Genomic DNA, 17,093 nt, shown 5'->3' with positions numbered 1-17,093 from the left:
AAGCGACCGGATGCGTGCGGGGAAGAAGATGGACGGGCTGCTCTCAGAGCTGGGCTCGATGGGCGTGCCGATCGCGGTGCAGCTCGTCATGGCGGTCGGCGCCGGCGTGCTGCTCGCGCAAGTGCTGGGGCTCGTCGCGTGGTCGATCCTGCGCGCCTCGCGCAGCGCTCGCGCGCCGCGGGCCGCGAAGCGCGATCCACGGCCGCCGACAGGCTGACGAGCGCGCGCGGCGTCGGCGCGATAGGATGGACGCTTGCGCCCACCGGCGCCACGAGCTTCGCGGGGCGACCCCGCGCATCCGCCACCGATCACAGCCGCAGGAGGCACGCATGGCCACGCAGGGCATCATCAACCCGCCGATCGACGAGGTGCTCGACAAGGTCGACTCCAAGTACCAGCTCGTGATCTTCGCCGCGAAGCGCGCGCGCCAGATCAACGACTACTACACCGACATCCACGAGGGGTCGATGTTCGACAACGTCGGCCCGCTCGTCGACGCCACGATCGAGGACAAGCCGCTCTCGGTCGCGCTGCACGAGATCCACCAGGACAAGCTCGTCCTGACCAAGGACGAGACCGCGCAGGGCTGATGCGCGTCGTCGTCGGGATCTCCGGCGGCATCGCCGCCTACAAGGCCGCGCTCGCCATCCGCGAGCTCGTGAAGGCGGGGCACGAGGTGCACGTCGTGCCGACCGCCTCGGCGCTGCGCTTCATCGGGCGCCCGACGCTCGAGGCGCTCAGCCGCAACCCCGTCACCGATGAGGTCTTCGACGACGTCGCCGCCGTGCGCCACGTCGCGCTCGGCCAGTCGGCCGACCTGATCGTCATCCTGCCCGCGACCGCGAACACGCTCGCGAAGCTCGCGACCGGGCTCGCCGACGACCTGCTCGGCACGACGGTGCTCGCCTCGCGCGCGCCGCTCGTGATCGCGCCCGCGATGCACACCGAGATGTGGGAGCAGCCGGCGGTGCAGGCGAACGTGCGCGTGCTCGCCGAGCGCGGCGCGACGATCGTCGGCCCCGTCGCCGGCGCGCTCACGGGCAGCGACGAGGGCTTCGGCCGCATGGCGGAGCCCGGCGAGGTCGTCGCCGCGGCCCTCGAGGCCGCCGGTCGCTCCGGCGCGCTCGCGGGCCGCTCGGTCGTCGTCTCGGCAGGCGGCACGCGCGAGCCGATCGACCCCGTGCGCTTCGTCGGCAACCGCTCGAGCGGCGCGATGGGCGTCGCCCTCGCGAGCGCGGCGCGCGCGGCGGGAGCGACCGTCACGCTCGTCGGCGCGAACCTGCACGTGCCCGCGCCCGCGGGCGTCGAGCTCGTCGAGGTCGAGACGACCGCGCAGCTGCGCGAGGCGATGCTCGAGCGGGCGAGCGCCGACGTCGTGGTGATGGCCGCGGCCGTCGCCGACTACCGCGTGCGCGGCGCCGCCGACGAGAAGCGCTCGAAGGAGTCGTGGGGCGACGCGCCGACGATCGAGCTCGAGCTCAACCCCGACATCCTCGCCGAGCTCGCGGGCCTGCCGCGCGAGGGCCTGCTCGTGGGCTTCGGCGCCGAGACCGAGGCCGACGACGCCGCGCTCGTCGAGCGCGGTCGCGCGAAGCTCGCTCGGAAGGGCGCCGACCTGCTCGTGCTCAACCGCGTCGGCCACGACGAGGGCTTCGGCCCCGTCGAGACGCGCGTGCGCGTGCTCGACGCCGACGGCGTCGTGGCGGATGCGTCGGGAGCGAAGGCGTCAGTGGCCCGGGCCATCATCGACTGCGTCGCGCAGCGCCTCGCGGGCACGACGAGCCTCCCGGGCACGACGAGCAAGGAGCAGCAGTGAGCAGCAGTCCAGGCAGCCTCCGGCTGTTCACGTCGGAGTCGGTGACCGAGGGTCACCCCGACAAGATCTCCGACCAGATCTCCGACGCGATCCTCGACGCGATGCTCGCGCAGGACCCGGAGGCGCGCGTCGCGGTCGAGACGCTCGTCACGACCGGTCTCGTCCACGTCGCGGGCGAGGTGCGCACGACCGGCTACGTCGACATCGCCTCGGTCGTGCGGAAGGTCATCGTCGACATCGGCTACGACTCGAGCGAGGTCTCGTTCGACGGCAACTCGTGCGGCGTGACCGTCTCGATCGGCGAGCAGAGCCCCGAGATCGCGACGGGCGTCGACACCGCCGTCGAGGCGCGCGGCGGCTCCGTCGACCCGCTCGACCGCGACGGCGCCGGCGACCAGGGCATCATGTTCGGCTTCGCGACCGACGAGACGCCGACCCGCATGCCGGCGACCGCGTGGGCCGCGCACCGGCTCGCCGAGCGGCTCGCCGCCGTCCGGCGCTCGGCCGAGATCCCGTTCCTGCGGCCCGACGGCAAGACGCAGGTGACGATCGGCTACGACGGCTTCACGCCCGTCTCGGTCGACACCGTGCTCGTCTCGACGCAGCACGCCCCTGGCGTCACGAACGACGAGATCCGCGACGCGGTGATCGAGCACGTCATCGCCCCCGTCGTCGCCGAGCTCGGCCTCGACGCGAGCGGCATGCGCGCGATCGTCAACCCCTCCGGCTCGTTCCTGACCGGCGGCCCGAAGGGCGACGCCGGGCTCACGGGCCGCAAGATCATCGTCGACACCTACGGCGGCGCTGCTCGCCACGGCGGCGGCGCGTTCAGCGGCAAGGACCCGTCGAAGGTCGACCGCTCGGCCGCCTACGCGCTGCGCTGGGTCGCGAAGAACGCCGTCGCCGCGGGGCTCGCGAAGCGGCTCGAGGTGCAGGCCGCCTACGCGATCGGCATGGCGCAGCCCGTCGGCCTCTACGTCGAATCGTTCGGCACGGGCGTGATCGACGACCTCGCGATCGGCGAGGCGATCCAGGAGGTCTTCGACCTCCGGCCGGGCGCGATCGTGCGCGACCTCGAGCTGCGCGAGCCGAAGTACCGCCAGACCGCCGCGTACGGCCACTTCGGCCGCGAGCTGCCCGGGTTCACGTGGGAGCGGCTCGACCGCGTCGACGCGCTGCGCGCCGCCGCGGGGCTGTGAGGCCTTGACGCCCGCGCCCGCCTTCGCGCGGGTCGTCGTCGACTCGCGGCTGCCGCAGCTCGACCGGCTCTTCGAGTACCGCGTCCCGCCCGGCCTCGAGGGAGTCGCGCCGGGCGTGCGCGTGCGCGTGCCGCTCCGCAACGAGCGCGAGGCCTCCGGCTACGTCGTCGAGGTGGCGGATGCGCGCGACTGGGAGGGCGAGGTCGCCGACGTCGCGCACGTCGTCTCGACCGTGCCGGTGCTGCAGCCGGAGGTGTGGGCGCTCGCCCGCGCGGTCGCCGATCGCGCCGCCGGGGGAGCGGCCGACGTGCTGCGCGTCGCGATCCCCGGCCGCCAGGCGCGCGTCGAGAAGGCGTGGCTCGCGCGCGACGCGGCCGACCGCGCGGCCTTGCCCGCGCTGCCCGCGGTCGCCGACGCATCCGCCCCCGTGCTCCCCGGCCTCGTCGAGGCGCGCCGGCGCGTCGCGCTCGAGTGCGCGGGCGGCGTCGCCGAGGTCGCCGACGGCGACGACGGGACAGCGTGGATCGGCCGCTGGGCGATCGCGCTCGCCGCGCTCGCGCGGCAGGCGCTCGAGCGCGGCGAGCAGGCGATCCTCGTCGTGCCGGACCACCGCGAGCAGCGGCAGCTGCGGCTCGCGCTCGTCGCGGCCGTCGGCGAGGAGCGGGTCGTCGAGCTCGACGCGCGGCAGAAGAACCCCGAGCGCTACCGCGCGTTCCTCCGCTGCCTCGACGACGAGCCCGTCGCGATCATCGGCCCGCGCTCCGCGGTCTACGCCCCCGCGAAGCGGCTCGGGCTGCTCGCGGTGTGGGAGGACGGCGACCCGCTGCTCGCCGAGCCGCTCGCGCCCGGCGTGCACGCGCGCGACGCGGCGCTCGTGCGGCAGGCGCAATCGGGGTGCGCGCTCGTGCTCGCCGGGCACGCGCGCTCCACCGACGCCGAGCGGCTCGTCGAGGTCGGCTTCCTCGAGCACGAGCGCGTGGGGGAGCACCGCGTGCGCGTGCTGCCCGCCGCGCTCGCCGATGACGGCCGCCGCGTGCCGGCCGCCGCGTTCGCGGCCGCGCGCGAAGGGCTGCAGCACGGTCCCGTGCTCGTGCAGGTCGCGCGGCCCGGCCACGCCCCGGGCCTCGCGTGCGGGGACTGCGGCGCGCGGGCCCGCTGCCGCGCGTGCGGCGGCCCGCTCGGGGTGCGCTCCCGCGGCTCCGCTCCCGCGTGCCGGCTCTGCGGTAGGCTCGCGGCCGCGTGGTCGTGCCCGTCCTGCAGCGGCACGCGGATGCGCGAGGTGGGCCGCGGCTCGAGCCGCATCGCCGAGGAGCTCGGCCGCGCGATGCCCGGCATCCCTGTCGCGATCGCCGACGGGGAGCACGAGCGGCTCGAGGTCGACGCACGCCCGCGCATCGTCGTCGCGACGCGCGGCGCCGAGCCGATCGCCGAGGGCGGCTACCGCGCGGTGCTGCTGCTCGACGGCGACTCGCTGCTCGCGCGCGAGGGGCTCCGCGTCGCGGAGGAGGCCGTGCGGCAGTGGGCGACGGCCCGCGCGCTCGCCGCCGACGGCGCGAGCGTCGTGCTCGCGGGCGTCATGGGGCCCGCGGCCGCGGCGATCACGGGCGCGACGACCGTGCCGTTCGCGAAGGCCGAGCTCGCCGAGCGGCGCGCGCTCCGGTTCCCCCCCGCCGTGCGCACCGCATCCGTCGTCGGGCACCCCGACGCCGTCGCCGAGGCGCTCGAGGCGCTCTCCGGCATCGAGCACCTCGACGTGCTCGGACCGGTGCCTGACGCGGATGCGCGACCGGGGGAGGAGCGCGAGCGCGCGATCGCGCGCTTCGCCTACGCCGACGGGCCCCGCGTCGCGAGCGTCGTGCGGGCGCGCGTGCTCGCCGCCGCGCGCCGCCCGGCCCGCCCGGGCGCGCCCGCGAGGCTCCGCATCCGGTTGGATGATCACGAGCCCTTCGACGGCCTGTAGCGCCGTCCCGAGTCAGGAAGCAGTCATGCGCATCGTCTTCGCCGGCAGTCCCGCCGCCGCCGTGCCGAGCCTCGAGGCCCTCGCGGCCGAGCACGAGATCGCCGCGGTCGTCACTCGCGCCGCCTCGCCGCAGGGCCGCAAGCGCGTGCTCACCCCGACGCCCGTCGCGGCGCGCGCGGTCGAGCTCGGCCTCGACGTCATCGAAGCGAACCGGCTCGACGCCGAGGCGACCGAGCGGATCGCGGCGCTCGAGCCCGAGCTCGCCGCGGTCGTCGCCTACGGCGGGCTCGTGCGCGAGCCGCTCCTGTCGCTGCCGCGGCACGGCTGGATCAACCTGCACTTCTCGGTGCTGCCCGACTACCGCGGCGCCGCGCCCGTGCAGCGAGCGCTCATCGACGGCCGCAGCAGCACGGGCGTGAGCGTGTTCCGACTCGTCGAGCAGCTCGACGCCGGGCCGCTCGTGCGCGTGCGCGAGGCGCCGATCGCCGAGGGCACGACCGCGGGCGAGCTGCTCGCGGAGCTCGCCGTGCTCGGCGCGGGCGAGCTCGCCGAGGCCGTGCGCGAGATCGAGGCCGGCACCGCGAGGTTCGCCGAGCAGGTCGGGTCGCCGACGCTCGCGCCCAAGCTCACCCTCGCCGACGGCGCGCTCGACCTTCAGCGGCCGGCGCCCGTCGTGCTGAGCCGCTGGCGGGGCGTGACGCCCGAGCCGGGCGCGCACGGCACCGTCGACGGCCAGCGGGTCAAGCTGCTCGCGCTCGTCCGCTCGGGCGCCGAGCCGCTGCCGCCCGGCCACGCGGCGATCGCCGGGCGCGCGGCCGTCGTCGGCACGGGCAGCGCCCCGCTCGAGCTCGTCGAGGTGCAGCCCGCGGGGAAGCGCCCCATGCCGGGCGTCGACTGGCTCCGCGGCCGGGGCGGCACGGCCGTCTTCGAGCTCGCGCCCGCGGAGGGCGGCCGATGAGCGCCCGGCTCGTCGCGCGCGACGTCGTCCTCGCGGTCGACCGCGACGACGCGTACGCCAACCTGCTGCTGCCCGCGCGCATCCGCGAGGCCGGCCTGAGCCCCGCCGACGCGGGCTTCGCGACCGAGCTCGCCTACGGCACGCTCCGCTGGCAGGGCCAGCACGACGCGCTCATCGCCGACGCCGCGGGCCGGCCGGTCGACGAGATCGACCCCGAGACGCGGGCGACCCTCCGCATCGGCTCGCACCAGCTCAGCCGCATGCGCGTGCCCGCGCACGCCGCGGTGCACGAGACCGTCGCGCTGCTCGGGCGCCGCAACAAGGGGCGTCTCGGCTTCGCGAACGCGGTGCTGCGCCGGCTCTCGGAGGAGCCGTGGGAGCAGCGGCTCGCGCGCATCGCCGAGCGGCTCGGCGTCGACGAGCGGCTCGCGCTCGAGTCGTCGCACCCCGCGTGGGTGCTGCGCGCGCTGCGGCGCACGCTCGACCGCGAGGGCGCGGCCGGCGAGCTCGAGGCGCTCCTCGAGGCCGACAACGACCCGCCAGCGGTACAGCTCGTCGCGCTGCCCGGGCTCGCCGAGCCGGGCGAGCTCGACCTCGCGCCGACCGCGAGCCCGCTCGGCCGCGTCGCGCCGGGCGGTGACCCCGCTCGGGTGCCGCAGGTCGCGAGCGGCTCGTGGCGCGTGCAGGACGCGGGCAGCCAGCTCGCCGCCCTCGCCCTCACGCGCGCGCGGCCGGTCGCGGCGGGCGAGCGCTGGCTCGACCTGTGCGCGGGCCCGGGCGGCAAGGCCGCGCTGCTCGCCGCCGAGGCCGCGGTGCACGGCGCGCGGCTCGAGGCCAACGAGGTCGCGCCGCACCGCGCGAGGCTCGTGCGCGACGCGGTGCGCTCGATCGAGCCGCGCCCCGACGTCGTCGTGGGCGACGGCCGCCGCTACGGCCGGGGCGAGACCGCGGGCGCCTTCGACCGCGTGCTGCTCGACGCCCCGTGCACGGGCCTCGGCGCGCTGCGCCGGCGGCCCGAGGCCCGCTGGCGCAAGCAGCCAACCGACGTGCCGGAGCTCGCGGCGCTCCAGGTCGAGCTGCTCGAGGCGGCCGCTCGCGCCGTGCGCCCCGGCGGGCTCGTCGCCTACGTCACGTGCTCGCCCCACCTCGCCGAGACGCGCGCGGTCGTCGAGCGCGCATCCGCCCTCGGCCTCGAGCCGGTGCCGACGCGCGAGGTCGTCGCCGAGCTCTCGCCCGGCATCGCGCTCGGCGAGACGGGCGACGCGGTGCAGCTGTGGCCGCACCGCAACGGCACCGACGCGATGTTCATCCAGCTGCTCATGCGGCCCGCGGGGTGATCGGCCTCGACGGGATCGCGGCGCCGCCGGTGCGGGGCACGTTCCACCGCGCGGTCGACCCGCGCTTCCGCGAGCGCGCGATCGCGGGATCGCGCGCGGCGGGGCGCTACTCGCGGGCGCACGAGCCGACGCTCTACCTCAGCTCGTCCCGCGACGGCGTGGCGGCCGCGATGCTCGCGCACCGGGATGCGCGGGCCGAGGAGCTCGAGGTCGTCGAGGTCGACGTCGAGGCGAGCGGCATCGTCGACCTGCGCGACGCGGATGCGCTCGCCGCTGCGGGCATCGACGTCGCCGACGCGGCGGCCCCGTGGCAGGACGTCGCGGCCGCGGGCGGCACGCCGCGCTCCTGGACGGTCCGCGACCGCTTGCTCGAGCTCGGCGCGAACGGCGTGATTGACCCGTCCCGCCAGCGCCCCGGGCTCTGGCACCTCGTGCTGTTCCGCTGGAACGAGGCAGGCGCCCCGACGGTGCGCCTGCGCCGACGCGGATAGGGTGGCGGGCATGGTCAGGATCCACCCCAGCATCCTGTCGGCGGACTTCGTCAACCTCGAGCGCGACCTCGAGCGCATCCGGGACGCCGACGGCGTGCACGTCGACGTGATGGACGCCCACTTCGTGCCGAACCTCACCTTCGGGCTGCCGATGGTGCAGCGCATCGCCGAGGTGACCGAGCTGCCGATCGACGTGCACCTCATGATCGACGACCCCGACACGTGGGCGCCGCAGTACGCCATCCGCGGCGTCGAGTCGGTCACGTTCCACGCCGAGGCGACGAACGACGGCGTCGCGCTCGCGCGCGAGCTGCGGGCCCGCGGCACGCGCGCGGCGATCGCGCTCAAGCCGGGCACCGCGGTCGACGCGGTGCTCGAGCACCTGACGGAGTTCGACATGGTGCTCGTCATGACCGTCGAGCCCGGCTTCGGCGGCCAGTCGTTCATGGCCGACATGATGCCGAAGCTCGTCGAGCTGCGGAGCCGCGCCGACGAGGCGGGCGTCGAGCTCGCGCTGCAGGTCGACGGCGGCATCACCGCCGACACCCTGCCGATCGCCGCGGCCGCGGGCGCCGACGTCTTCGTGGCCGGATCGGCCGTCTACGGGCACGACGACGTGGCCGCGCGCATCGCGGCGCTCCGCGACGCCGGTAGCCTGGAGGCGTGAAGACCCTCGACGAGCTGTACGCCGAGCTCGAGCAGACGCTCGCCGAGCGACGACCGGGCTCCGGCACGGTCGCGGCGGTCGACGCCGGCGTCCACGAGATCGGCAAGAAGATCGTGGAGGAGGCCGCGGAGGTCTGGATGGCCGCCGAGCACGAGAGCGACGAAGACGCGGCGATCGAGATCTCGCAGCTGCTCTACCACCTCCAGGTGCTCATGCTCGCGAAGGGCATCTCGCTGCAGGACGTGTACCGACATCTCTGACGCGCCGTCCACCGACCGTCAGACCTGAAGGAACCACCATGCTCAAGATCGCCGTGCCCAACAAGGGCTCGCTCGCCGAGACGGCCGCCCAGATGCTCGACGAGGCCGGCTACCGCGGTCGCCGCGACGGCAAGGAGCTCATCGTCGTCGACGCCCGCAACGAGGTCGAGTTCTTCTTCCTCCGGCCGCGCGACATCGCGACCTACGTCGGCTCGGGCGCGCTCGACGTCGGCATCACCGGCCGCGACCTGCTGCTCGACTCCGGCTCGCCCGCGCTCGAGATCGAGGGCCTCGGCTTCGCCCGCTCGACGTTCCGCTTCGCGGGCCCGGCCGGCCGCTTCGGCGACGCGCGCGACCTCGAGGGTCAGCGCGTCGCATCCTCGTACACGGGCCTCGTCGAGCAGCACCTCGCGCAGCACGGCGTGACCGCCGAGCTCGTGCGCCTCGACGGCGCCGTCGAGTCGGCCGTGCGGCTCGGGGTCGCGGATGCCGTGGCCGACGTCGTCGAGACGGGCGCGACCCTGCGGGCCCAGGGCCTCGAGGTCTTCGGCGAGCCGATCCTCGAGAGCGAGGCCGTGCTCATCACGAACGACGAGGGGGAGCACGGCACCGACAAGCCGGGGCTCGCGACCCTCAAGCGGCGGCTCGACGGCGTCATCGTCGCGCGCGACTTCGTGCTCGTCGACTACGACATCGAGCGCTCGCGCCTCGACGCGGCGATCGGCATCGCGAGCGGCTTCGAGAGCGCGACCGTGAGCCCGCTGCACGACCCCGACTGGGTCGCCGTGCGCGTCATGGTGCGCAGCCAGGAGACGAACCAGATCATGGACGCCCTCGCCGACGTCGGCGCGCGCGCGATCATCGTCACCAACATCCACGCCGCCCGCATCTAGGAGGACCGCCGTGCTCGCCACCCGCGTCATCCCGTGCCTCGACGTCGCCCACGGGCGCGTCGTCAAGGGCGTCCGCTTCCAGGGGCTCACCGACCAGGGCGATCCGGTCGAGCTCGCCGCCCGCTACGCCGAGCAGGGCGCCGACGAGCTGACCTTCCTCGACGTCAAGGCGACCGTCGAGGACGCCGGCACCATGCTCGAGGTCGTCGAGCGCTGCGCGGAGCAGGTCTTCATCCCGCTCACCGTCGGCGGCGGCGTGCGCAGCCGCGACGACGTCGCGCGGCTGCTCGCGCACGGCGCCGACAAGGTCGGCGTCAACTCCGCCGCGATCCGCGATCCCGAGCTCATCGACCGCATCGTCGCCGACTTCGGCTCCCAGGTGCTCGTGCTCTCGCTCGACGTGCGCCGCTCGCCCGAGACGCCCTCGGGCTTCGAGGTGACGACGCACGGCGGCTCGCGCGGCGCCGGGCTCGACGCGCTCGAGTGGGCGGCCGAGGGCGTGCGCCGCGGCGTCGGCGAGCTGCTCGTCAACTCGATCGACGCCGACGGCACGAAGGACGGCTTCGACCTCGAGCTCACGCGCGCGGTGCGCGCGGTCGCGACGTGCCCGGTCATCGCCTCCGGCGGTGCGGGGGAGCCGGCGGACTTCGCGCCAGCCGTGGCCGCGGGCGCCGACGCCGTGCTCGCCGCGAGCATCTTCCACAGCGGCCAGTGCACGATCGGCGAGGTCAAGGCCGCGATGCGCGAGGCGGGGGTGACGGTGCGATGAGCGAGCTGCCGCAGCTCAAGAAGGACACCGACGGGCTCGTCGCGGCCGTCATCCAGGACGACGCGACGGGCGACGTGCTCATGGTCGGATACATGGACGACGAGGCGCTGCGCCGCACCGCGACCGAGGGCCGCGTGACGTTCTGGTCGCGCTCCCGGCAGGAGTACTGGCGGAAGGGCGACACCTCCGGCAACATCCAGGTGCCGCGCTCGATCTCGATCGACTGCGACGGCGACGCCCTCCTCATCCGCGTCGACCAGACCGGCCCCGCGTGCCACACGGGCGCGCGCTCGTGCTTCTTCACACCCGTGCCCGTCACCGTCGAGGACCGCTCGTGACGCTCGGCTCCACGACGCGCGAGGCGTTCGACGCGCTCCTGCCCGGCCACCGCATCGTGCCGGTCGTGCGCGAGGTCTTCCTCGACGCCGAGACGCCCGTCGGCGTCTACCGCCGCGTCGCCGCCGGCCGGCCGGGCTCGTTCCTGCTCGAGTCGGCCGAGCAGGGCGTGTGGAACCGCTACTCGTTCGTCGGCGTCGAGGCGTTCGGACTCCTGACGGCCGACCGCGGCCGCGTCGAGTGGCGCTCCGCCTCGCTGAGCACCGAGCGGCTGCTCGGCGACGACGTGCCGCGCAGCGGCCTCGACACCCTCGAGCACGTGCTGCGCCGCTGGGCGACGCCCCGCATCGACGGGCTCCCGCGGCTCACGAGCGGCATGATCGGGCACATCGGCTGGGAGGCCGTGCGCGAGCTCGAGCACCTCCCCGACGCGCCCGAGCGCGACGTCGACGTGCCGGCGATCGCGATGGCCCTCACTGCGACGCTCGTCGTGCTCGACCACCGCACGGGCGCAGCGCACCTCGTCGCGAACGTCGTGAACGACGGCGTCGACGCGGCGGATGCGCTGTGGCTCGATGCGCAGGCGCGGCTCGACGCGCTCGAGGCCGCCCTCGCCCGCGTCGAGCCGGGCTCGGTCGCCTCGATCGACCGGGACGCGGAGCCGGCCCCGACCGCGCGCGTCGACGCCGACGCCTTCCGCGCGATGGTCGAGCGCTCGAAGCGCCACATCGTCGACGGCGACGTCTTCCAGGTCGTGCTCTCGGCGCGCTTCGACCTGCCGACCGACGCCGACCCGCTCGAGGTCTACCGCGTGCTGCGCATGCTCAACCCCTCGCCGTACCTCTACCTCCTCGCCCTCGAGGACGCCGAGGGCGGTTCGTACGCCGTCGTCGGGTCGAGCCCCGAGGCACTCGTGACCGTCCACGAGGGGCGCGCGACGATGCATCCGATCGCCGGCAGCCGCCCGCGCGGCGCCGACGCAGCCGCCGACCGCGACCTCGGCGAGGAGCTGCTCGCCGACCCGAAGGAGCGCAGCGAGCACGTCATGCTCGTCGACCTCGCGCGCAACGACCTCGCGAAGGTGTGCGTGCCGGGCTCCGTCGCGGTCACCGAGCTCATGGCGATCGAGCGGTTCAGCCACATCATGCACATCGTCTCGACGGTCGAGGGTCGGATGCGCGACGACGCGAGCGCGCTCGACGCGTTCCGCGCGACGTTCCCGGCGGGCACCCTCTCCGGCGCGCCGAAGCCGCGCGCGCTCGAGATCATCGACGAGCTCGAGCCGGCGCAGCGCGGCGTCTACGGCGGCGTCGTCGGCTGGCTCGACTTCGCCGGCGACGCCGACCTCGCGATCGCGATCCGCACCGTGACGATGCGCGACGGGGTCGCGCACGTGCAGTCGGGAGCGGGGCTCGTCGCCGACAGCGACCCCGAGAGCGAGCTGCAGGAGGTGCGGAGCAAGGCCGCCGCGCCGCTGCGCGCGGTCGCGGTCGCGAGCACCATGCGAGGGCTCGGCGCGTGAGGCGCGGCCGGCTCGTCGCGGTGCTCGCGCTCCTCGCGGCGGGCGCGCTCGGGCTGCTCGCCGCGACGCAGCCGTGGGCGACCGCGGTGCTCGTCGACGGCCGCGAGCTCGCGGTCGCGGGGCAGGACCTCGCGGGCGGGCTCACGATCCTCTCGCTCGCGAGCGTCGCGCTCGCGCTCGTGCTGCCGATCGCCGGCCTCGCGTGGCGCTTCGCGCTCGGCGCGCTCGCCGTGCTGCTCGGCAGCCTCACCGCGGTGCACGCGCTCGCCTCCCGATCGGGCATCCCCGCCGCGGTCGAGGCGCTCGTCGCCGACGCCACGGGCCTCGCCGGCACGGCGCAGGCCGCCGAGATCGCGAGCCTCGCGGAGGCGCCGTGGCCGATCGCGGGAGCCGCGGCCGGCCTGATCGCGGTCGTCGGCGGGCTCGTCGCGCTCGTCACCGCACGGCGCTGGCCGCAGCGCGCGCGCCGCGCCGAGCGCTACGAGCGCGGCACGGGGCTCGCGTGGGACGTGATGGACGACGGTGAGGACCCGACTCGATAGACTCGAGGGGTGCGGGCGCGCGAGCGCGCCCGGAAGGCCGACCAAGGAGCATCGTGAGCGCACGCAAGGGCATCAGCGATCAGCACGCAGCTGATCACGGGATCGCGGAGTACGAGGCGTCGTTCGTCGACCCCGGCCACGGCAACTCGCGCGCCGCGTGGACGAGCGTCATCGTCATGATCCTCGCGTTCACCCTCGGCACGCTCTTCTTCTTCCTCGACATGCCCGCGCTCGTCTGGGCGAGCGTCGGCCTGCTCGTCGTCGGCATCCTCCTCTGGCCCATCCTCGCGAAGGCCGGCTTCGGGGTGAAGGACCACTGAGCGTGCTCGACGCGCTCACCGCGGGCGCGCTCGAGGACGCTGCCCGGCGGCGCGAGCAGCTGCCGGCCGATCGCCTGGAGGCGATCGCGCTGCAGTCGCGCACGCCCCTCGACGCCGCATCCCTCCTCAGCACGCCGAAGGCCGACTCGCCGGGACCGCACATCATCGCCGAGGTGAAGCGCGCGAGCCCCTCGAAGGGGCCGCTCGCCGACATCCCCGAGCCCGCCGCCCTCGCCTCGAGCTACGCGGCTGGCGGTGCGAGCGCGATCAGCGTGCTCACCGAGGAGCGGCGCTTCCTCGGCAGCCTCGACGACCTGCGCGCCGTGCGCGAGGCCGTCCAGGTGCCGGTGCTGCGCAAGGACTTCATCGCCGACGAGTACCAGCTGCTCGAGGCGCGCGCGTTCGGCGCCGACATCGCGCTGCTCATCGTCGCCTCGCTCGAGCCGGCCCGACTCGTGCAGCTGCACCGCTTCGCCACGGGGCTCGGGCTCTCGGTGCTCGTCGAGGTCCACGACGAGCGCGAGATCGACGCGGCCCTCGCGGCCGACGCGCGCATCCTCGGCGTCAACACGCGCGACCTCAAGACGTTCACGATGCACCCCGAGCGCTTCGCCGAGCTGCGCGAGCGCATCCCGGCCGGCACGGTCGCGGTCGCCGAGTCGGGCGTGCGCTCGGCCGCCGACGTCGCGCGCTACCGGCAGGACGGCGCGGATGCCGTGCTCGTCGGCGAGGCGCTCGTCACCGACGGCGACCCCGCGTCGCGCGTCCGAGAGTTCGGGAGGGCCGCATGACCGAGAGCCAGTCGAAGCTGCGGGAGCAGCACGGGCCGTGGTTCGGCGAGTTCGGGGGCGTCTTCATGCCAGAGCCCCTCATGGCCGCGATCGACGAGCTCGCCGCGTGCTACGACGAGTGCAAGCGCGACCCGGAGTTCCAGACCGAGTTCGCCGCGCTCTCGCGCGGCTACACCGGCCGCCCCTCGATGCTGACCGAGGCGAAGCGGCTCTCCGAGATCGCCGGCGCCCGCATCCTGCTCAAGCGCGAGGACCTCAACCACACCGGCAGCCACAAGATCAACAACGTGCTCGGGCAGGCGCTCGTCGCCCGCCGGCTCGGCAAGACGCGGCTCATCGCCGAGACGGGCGCGGGCCAGCACGGCGTCGCGACCGCGACCGCCGCGGCCCTGTTCGGCATGGAGTGCGTCGTCTACATGGGCGAGGTCGACACCGAGCGCCAAGCGCTCAACGTCGCCCGCATGCGGCTGCTCGGCGCGCAGGTCGTGCCGGTCAAGACGGGCTCGCGCACGCTCAAGGACGCGATCAACGAGGGACTGCGCGACTGGGTCGCGAACGTCGACTCGACCCACTACCTCATGGGCACCGTCGCGGGACCGCACCCGTTCCCCGAGATGGTGCGCGACTTCCACCGCGCGATCGGCGAGGAGGCGCGCGAGCAGACGATCGCGCTCACCGGCGCGCTGCCCGACGCCGTGCTCGCGTGCGTCGGCGGCGGCTCGAACGCGATGGGCATCTTCCACGCCTTCCTCGACGACCCGGGCGTGCGCCTCATCGGCCTCGAGGCCGCGGGCGACGGCCCGACCACCGAGCGCCACGCCCTCTCGATCGAGCGCGGCGCGCCGGGCCTGCTGCACGGCATGCGCACCTACCTGCTGCAGGACGACGACGGCCAGACGCTCGAGTCGCACTCGATCTCGGCGGGCCTCGACTACCCGGGCGTCGGGCCCGAGCACGCGTGGCTCCACGACCTCGGCCGCGCCGAGTACCAGCCGGTGAGCGATGCGGAGGCGATGGATGCGTTCCTCGCGCTCACGCGCGCCGAGGGCATCATCCCCGCGATCGAGTCGGCGCACGCGATCGCGGGCGCGATGCGGCTCGCGCAGGAGTCGCCCGGCTCGACGCTGCTCGTCTCGCTCTCGGGGCGCGGCGACAAGGACGTCGCGACCGCGGGCCGCTGGTTCGGCCTGCTCGACGAGGAGGCGGAGCAGGCATGAGCCGCATCTCCACCGCCGACGCCATCCGCGCCACCGGCGAGCGCGCCCTCATCGGCTACCTGCCGGTCGGCTTCCCCGACCTCGCCACGAGCGTCGAGGCGGCCGTCGCGATCGCCGAGGCGGGCTGCACCGCGATCGAGCTCGGCGTGCCCTACTCCGACCCCGCGATGGACGGCCCGGTCATCCAGACGGCGACCCAGGCGGTGCTCGACCGCGGCTTCCGGCTCGACGAGCTGTTCGAGGCGATCGAGGCGATCACCGCGCGCACGAGCGCACCGGTGCTCGTCATGACGTACTGGAACCCGGTGCTGCGCTACGGCGTCGACCGCTTCGCCGAGCGGCTCGCCGCGGCCGGCGGCGCGGGCCTCATCACGCCCGACCTCACGCCCGAGAACGCCGCGGCGTGGCTCGCGGCCGCCGACCGGCACGGGCTCGACCGCATCTTCCTCGCGGCGCCCTCCTCCTCCGACGCGCGGCTCGACGCCGCGATCCAGGCCTCGCGCGGCTTCGTCTACACCGTCTCGACGATGGGCACGACGGGCGCGCGCAACGACGTCGACCGCGCGGCCCGTGCGCTCTCGGAGCGCATCGCCGAGCGCGCCGCCGCGACGGGCGGCGAGGCCCTGCGCTGCGTCGGCCTCGGCATCTCGACGCCGGAGCAGGTGCGCGACGTGCTCGAGTACGCCGACGGCGCGATCGTCGGCTCCGCGCTCGTCCGCGCGCTCGACGAGGGCGGAGTGCCCGCCGTGCGCGCGCTCGCCGCCTCGCTCGCCGAAGGTACACTCGCACCGACCGAACGAAAGGGCGCGACCGCGTGACCGTCTTCCAGAGCATCCCGAGTCCCGCGCCCGAGTGGCAGCAGGTGCCGCTGGGCCAGTGGCTCGACGCGATCGGCGTCCTCGGCCTCGTGCAGGGCTCCATGACCGGCGCGATCGTCTTCGGCGTCGTGCTCGGCGTCGTGCTCGCGGTCCTCGCGCTCGCCGGGCTGCTCGTGACGGGCAGGCTCACGCGCCGCGACGCGGCCTGGACGGTCGTCGCCTCACTCGCGTTCGCGCTCCTGATCACGTGGGTGCTGCGCATGGTCGGCCCTTCGTGGGGCATCCAGACCTACGCGCTGTGCATCCTCGCCGGCATCGTCGTGGCCGCGGTGCTCACCGGCTGGCGCCTCCACCAGCGCGGCGTCGACGCGGGCTACGTCATCGACGTCGCCGTGTGGGCCGTGCTGCTCGGCATCGTCGCCGCTCGCGTCTTCCACGTCGTCACGCACCCCGACGACTACTTCGGCCCGGGCCGCGACCCGCTCTCGGCGCTCTACATCTGGGAGGGCGGCATCGCGATCTTCGGCGCCCTCATCGGGGGCGCGATCGGCGTCTGGATCGGCTGCCGCCAGACGGGCCTGCGCTTCTCGACCTTCGCCGACGCGCTCGCGCCCGGCCTGCTGCTCGCGCAGGCGTTCGGCCGGCTCGGCAACTGGTTCAACCACGAGCTCTTCGGCCAGCCGACCGACCTGCCGTGGGGCCTCGAGATCGAGTCGACGAACCCCGCGTACCCCGTCGGGCTCCCCGAGGGCGTGCTCTTCCACCCGACGTTCGCGTACGAGATCATCTGGAACGTGCTCGGCGCAGCGCTGCTGCTGTGGCTCGACCGCAAGCGCGACGTGCAGTGGGGCCGCCTCATCGCGCTCTACCTCATCTGGTACGGCCTCGGCCGCTCGGTCTTCGAGACCATCCGCCTCGACCCCTCCGAGCTCTTCCTCGGCATCCGCACGAACGTGTGGATGGCGTTCCTCGCGATCGTCATCGGCGTCGTCGTGTGGGTCGTGCAGTCGCGCCGCCACCCGGGCCTCGAGCCCTCCCCGTGGCAGCCCGGGCGCGAGCCGGGTGCCGATCAGGTGCTAGATTCTGACGTCTACACCGAGATCCCCGAGTCCCGCACCCAGGACGAGGCGGCTCGAGCCGCAGAACCCGCGGCCGCACACCAGTAGGACTGCGCGCTCCCAGCGCGCGGCGGGCCGA

20 protein-coding genes are annotated in these 17,093 nt (G+C 74.9%); all 20 read left to right on the top strand.

What is annotated here, in order from left to right; genetic code table 11:
• The first annotated feature begins 10 nt into the window (after positions 1-10).
• Positions 11-217, top strand: a complete 207-nt coding sequence (locus JQT67_RS01285) for a hypothetical protein (RefSeq protein WP_208063156.1) — start codon at positions 11-13, stop codon at positions 215-217.
• A 112-nt stretch (positions 218-329) separates the two neighbouring features.
• Positions 330-590, top strand: a complete 261-nt coding sequence (gene rpoZ, locus JQT67_RS01280) for a DNA-directed RNA polymerase subunit omega (RefSeq protein ID WP_021009249.1) — start codon at positions 330-332, stop codon at positions 588-590.
• Positions 590-1,816, top strand: a complete 1,227-nt coding sequence (coaBC, locus tag JQT67_RS01275; protein ID WP_208063155.1) for a bifunctional phosphopantothenoylcysteine decarboxylase/phosphopantothenate--cysteine ligase CoaBC — start codon at positions 590-592, stop codon at positions 1,814-1,816. Before rpoZ ends, coaBC begins: the two co-directional genes overlap by 1 nt.
• Complete coding sequence (gene metK, locus JQT67_RS01270; protein WP_208063154.1) at positions 1,813-3,015, top strand: methionine adenosyltransferase; 1,203 nt, start codon at positions 1,813-1,815, stop codon at positions 3,013-3,015. The genes coaBC and metK overlap by 4 nt, the downstream gene beginning before the upstream one ends.
• Before the next feature lie 4 nt (positions 3,016-3,019).
• Positions 3,020-4,975, top strand: a complete 1,956-nt coding sequence (locus JQT67_RS01265; protein ID WP_208063153.1) for a primosomal protein N' — start codon at positions 3,020-3,022, stop codon at positions 4,973-4,975.
• A gap of 25 nt (positions 4,976-5,000) precedes the next feature.
• A complete protein-coding gene (locus tag JQT67_RS01260) occupies positions 5,001-5,933 on the top strand; it encodes a methionyl-tRNA formyltransferase (RefSeq protein ID WP_208063152.1) in 933 nt (310 codons plus the stop codon).
• On the top strand, positions 5,930-7,270 hold the full coding sequence (locus tag JQT67_RS01255; protein WP_208063151.1) for an RsmB/NOP family class I SAM-dependent RNA methyltransferase: 1,341 nt from the start codon (positions 5,930-5,932) through the stop codon (positions 7,268-7,270). The genes JQT67_RS01260 and JQT67_RS01255 overlap by 4 nt, the downstream gene beginning before the upstream one ends.
• Entirely contained in the window at positions 7,267-7,761 is a 495-nt protein-coding gene (locus tag JQT67_RS13325) for an RES family NAD+ phosphorylase (protein WP_243755493.1), read from the top strand. Before JQT67_RS01255 ends, JQT67_RS13325 begins: the two co-directional genes overlap by 4 nt.
• A 10-nt stretch (positions 7,762-7,771) precedes the next feature.
• Positions 7,772-8,428, top strand: a complete 657-nt coding sequence (gene rpe, locus JQT67_RS01245) for a ribulose-phosphate 3-epimerase (RefSeq protein ID WP_021009240.1) — start codon at positions 7,772-7,774, stop codon at positions 8,426-8,428.
• A complete protein-coding gene (locus JQT67_RS01240; RefSeq protein WP_208063150.1) occupies positions 8,425-8,688 on the top strand; it encodes a phosphoribosyl-ATP diphosphatase in 264 nt (87 codons plus the stop codon). Before rpe ends, JQT67_RS01240 begins: the two co-directional genes overlap by 4 nt.
• A 38-nt stretch (positions 8,689-8,726) precedes the next feature.
• Positions 8,727-9,581 carry an ATP phosphoribosyltransferase gene (hisG, locus tag JQT67_RS01235; RefSeq protein ID WP_208063149.1) on the top strand — a complete coding sequence of 285 codons (855 nt, stop codon included), beginning with the start codon at positions 8,727-8,729 and terminating at the stop codon, positions 9,579-9,581.
• A gap of 10 nt (positions 9,582-9,591) precedes the next feature.
• Entirely contained in the window at positions 9,592-10,350 is a 759-nt protein-coding gene (hisF, locus tag JQT67_RS01230; RefSeq protein ID WP_208063148.1) for an imidazole glycerol phosphate synthase subunit HisF, read from the top strand.
• On the top strand, positions 10,347-10,688 hold the full coding sequence (gene hisI / locus JQT67_RS01225; RefSeq protein ID WP_208063147.1) for a phosphoribosyl-AMP cyclohydrolase: 342 nt from the start codon (positions 10,347-10,349) through the stop codon (positions 10,686-10,688). Before hisF ends, hisI begins: the two co-directional genes overlap by 4 nt.
• On the top strand, positions 10,685-12,208 hold the full coding sequence (locus JQT67_RS01220; RefSeq protein WP_208063146.1) for an anthranilate synthase component I: 1,524 nt from the start codon (positions 10,685-10,687) through the stop codon (positions 12,206-12,208). The genes hisI and JQT67_RS01220 overlap by 4 nt, the downstream gene beginning before the upstream one ends.
• Entirely contained in the window at positions 12,205-12,750 is a 546-nt protein-coding gene (locus JQT67_RS01215) for a Trp biosynthesis-associated membrane protein (protein ID WP_208063145.1), read from the top strand. The genes JQT67_RS01220 and JQT67_RS01215 overlap by 4 nt, the downstream gene beginning before the upstream one ends.
• 101 nt (positions 12,751-12,851) lie before the next feature.
• Entirely contained in the window at positions 12,852-13,070 is a 219-nt protein-coding gene (locus tag JQT67_RS01210) for a DUF6704 family protein (RefSeq protein ID WP_031223126.1), read from the top strand.
• Positions 13,071-13,072: 2 nt separating this feature from the next.
• On the top strand, positions 13,073-13,861 hold the full coding sequence (gene trpC / locus JQT67_RS01205) for an indole-3-glycerol phosphate synthase TrpC (RefSeq protein ID WP_208063144.1): 789 nt from the start codon (positions 13,073-13,075) through the stop codon (positions 13,859-13,861).
• On the top strand, positions 13,858-15,078 hold the full coding sequence (gene trpB / locus JQT67_RS01200; RefSeq protein WP_208063143.1) for a tryptophan synthase subunit beta: 1,221 nt from the start codon (positions 13,858-13,860) through the stop codon (positions 15,076-15,078). The genes trpC and trpB overlap by 4 nt, the downstream gene beginning before the upstream one ends.
• A complete protein-coding gene (gene trpA, locus JQT67_RS01195) occupies positions 15,075-15,896 on the top strand; it encodes a tryptophan synthase subunit alpha (RefSeq protein ID WP_208063142.1) in 822 nt (273 codons plus the stop codon). The genes trpB and trpA overlap by 4 nt, the downstream gene beginning before the upstream one ends.
• Positions 15,897-16,156: 260 nt before the next feature.
• Positions 16,157-17,062 (top strand): prolipoprotein diacylglyceryl transferase, encoded by a 906-nt coding sequence (gene lgt / locus JQT67_RS01190; RefSeq protein ID WP_208063398.1) that lies wholly within the window; start codon positions 16,157-16,159, stop codon positions 17,060-17,062.
• Positions 17,063-17,093 lie beyond the last annotated feature (31 nt).

The sequence above is a fragment of the Agrococcus sp. TF02-05 genome, from assembly GCF_017565345.1.
GTDB lineage: Bacteria > Actinomycetota > Actinomycetes > Actinomycetales > Microbacteriaceae > Agrococcus > Agrococcus pavilionensis.
Note: the sequence above shows the minus strand (reverse complement) of the source record. Positions and strands in the feature narration are given on the sequence as shown.

What these genes read in the sequence shown, in the direction of transcription:
- JQT67_RS01285 (WP_208063156.1), top strand. Translation starts at nt 11, where the DNA reads ATGCGTGCGGGGAAGAAGATGGACGGGCTGCTCTCAGAGCTGGGCTCG.
- rpoZ (WP_021009249.1), top strand. Translation starts at nt 330, where the DNA reads ATGGCCACGCAGGGCATCATCAACCCGCCGATCGACGAGGTGCTCGAC.
- coaBC (WP_208063155.1), top strand. Translation starts at nt 590, where the DNA reads ATGCGCGTCGTCGTCGGGATCTCCGGCGGCATCGCCGCCTACAAGGCC.
- JQT67_RS01260 (WP_208063152.1), top strand. Translation starts at nt 5,001, where the DNA reads ATGCGCATCGTCTTCGCCGGCAGTCCCGCCGCCGCCGTGCCGAGCCTC.
- JQT67_RS01255 (WP_208063151.1), top strand. Translation starts at nt 5,930, where the DNA reads ATGAGCGCCCGGCTCGTCGCGCGCGACGTCGTCCTCGCGGTCGACCGC.
- rpe (WP_021009240.1), top strand. Translation starts at nt 7,772, where the DNA reads ATGGTCAGGATCCACCCCAGCATCCTGTCGGCGGACTTCGTCAACCTC.
- hisG (WP_208063149.1), top strand. Translation starts at nt 8,727, where the DNA reads ATGCTCAAGATCGCCGTGCCCAACAAGGGCTCGCTCGCCGAGACGGCC.
- hisI (WP_208063147.1), top strand. Translation starts at nt 10,347, where the DNA reads ATGAGCGAGCTGCCGCAGCTCAAGAAGGACACCGACGGGCTCGTCGCG.
- trpB (WP_208063143.1), top strand. Translation starts at nt 13,858, where the DNA reads ATGACCGAGAGCCAGTCGAAGCTGCGGGAGCAGCACGGGCCGTGGTTC.
- trpA (WP_208063142.1), top strand. Translation starts at nt 15,075, where the DNA reads ATGAGCCGCATCTCCACCGCCGACGCCATCCGCGCCACCGGCGAGCGC.
- lgt (WP_208063398.1), top strand. Translation starts at nt 16,157, where the DNA reads ATGGTCGGCCCTTCGTGGGGCATCCAGACCTACGCGCTGTGCATCCTC.